The organism is Phytoactinopolyspora endophytica (assembly GCF_004138495.1).
Lineage (GTDB): Bacteria > Actinomycetota > Actinomycetes > Jiangellales > Jiangellaceae > Phytoactinopolyspora > Phytoactinopolyspora endophytica.
Window position 1 is genome coordinate 45,032 of sequence record NZ_ML142853.1, and the last position, 1,574, is coordinate 46,605.

Annotated in this window: 1 protein-coding gene and 1 pseudogene; both read right to left on the minus strand. The window is 64.9% G+C overall.

Translation table 11 applies throughout. The features are described 5' to 3' along the window. A partial coding sequence (locus tag ELR45_RS11010) for a glycosyltransferase (RefSeq protein ID WP_165367671.1) occupies positions 1–1,272 on the minus strand: 1,272 nt, incomplete at its 3' end. Positions 1,273–1,484: 212 nt separating this feature from the next. Continuing rightward, positions 1,485–1,574, minus strand: a pseudogene (locus ELR45_RS42665) (AraC family transcriptional regulator); the annotation flags it as partial.

Consider the following 1,574-nt stretch of genomic DNA (forward strand, 5'->3'; position numbering starts at 1 on the left):
CACCGCTTCGATGACGTTGACCGCTGCCCCGGTGCCGTCCTCCGCACGGATCGGATCGCGAAGCTCTTTCGCCCGCGCCGCCATGCCGGGGTCGCTTACGGCCCGTGTGATGGCCGCGGCCAGGGTGCTCGAGCTGAGCGCCCGATCGCTGATCGGGGCAGGCGCTACCCCCAGCCGGTGCATGCTGCGTCCGGACCACCACTGATCGGGAAACGACGGACACACCACCTGAGGCCGGCCGGCGGCCAGGGCGGTTCCCGTCGTCCCTAAGCCACCGTGATGCACGACCGCCGAAACCTGCTCGAACAGCCAGGAGAACGGCACGTCACGGACGAACATGATCTCCTCTCCGAGATCATCGGCCGTCAGACCGCTCCAACCCCCGACGACGACGGCACGTGTCCCCGCCTTGCGGACTGCGTCGCGCACCAACCTGCCCAGGCCGGCCGGATCGGACACGACCGAACTCGCAAACCCGATGTACACCGGAGCCGGACCGGCCTCCAGAAACCTGGTCAGGTGCTCAGGTGGAGTCCAGCCGTCCGACGACGGAAGGAACCAGAACCCGTCCGTGTGCACCCACTCCGGGTAACGGGTGCCGGCCGGCAGCAGCAGCTCGCTGAACGCGTGCAGCACCGTCGTCGGCGTGCCGTCCGCCTGGCGCATCCGGTCGGTCCGACGGCGTTCCAGACCCAGGCCCTGTTCTCGCCAACCTGCGCTGCCACCGGCGAAGGCCCACAGCACGGCCCTGCTGGCGACGTATGAGGGCTTGTTGAGAAAGCCGGGCACCCTGTATGGCATCGACGGATCCGGGAACGCATCCGTCGGGACCCAGTACGGCTGCGGACACATCACGACCGACGGGATCCCCAAGAGCTCTGCCACATGGTGTGCGGGCACACTCACGTGATAAACGAGCACGTCGAATTCAGCGTCGCCGCGTGCACGCGCATCGTGCACCATCGCGGCGATGTCGCCCAAATATGTGCGGACGAGCCGACGCGTCTTGCGCGCCGTCGTGATCAAGCCGACTTTACCGCGCAGTCCACGGAATCTACTCTCGAGACTATTGACCACCGACTTATCGTCCGCGAGCACATTGGGACCGTCGTGAATTTTCACGACGCGCTCACAATAGGGTTCGGCCATTCCGGCCGACGCCGCCGGCGCCACCAGCGTCACTCTGTGGCCGGCCTCATTCAGCGCCTTAGCCAGCGCCGCGAAAGGCTGGACATCTCCACGGCTGCCGTGAGTAATGAGCAGAGCTCTCATGACGATCCCTTTCTTAAGGCCACTCCATTCACATTTATCTTCCAGTACCGAGGCGGCCGGCAGCCAGCCGGAAACCGACCGCCCTTTTCCTCTTTGCGGCACCGTCAGCGAAACAAGTTAAATGGGCGTGACAGCAAGATGAAGGAGTATCGACACACGGCCACGGCACAGAGCAGATTTCCGGTTACCGGCCGTGGCAGGTCAGGAATTCGTCATCCAGGCGGCAGGCGGAGCGTATCGCCGGGTAGCTGCGCGAACCGTTCCTGGTAGTGGCGCGAGAAGTGACCGTAGCTCTTGAATCC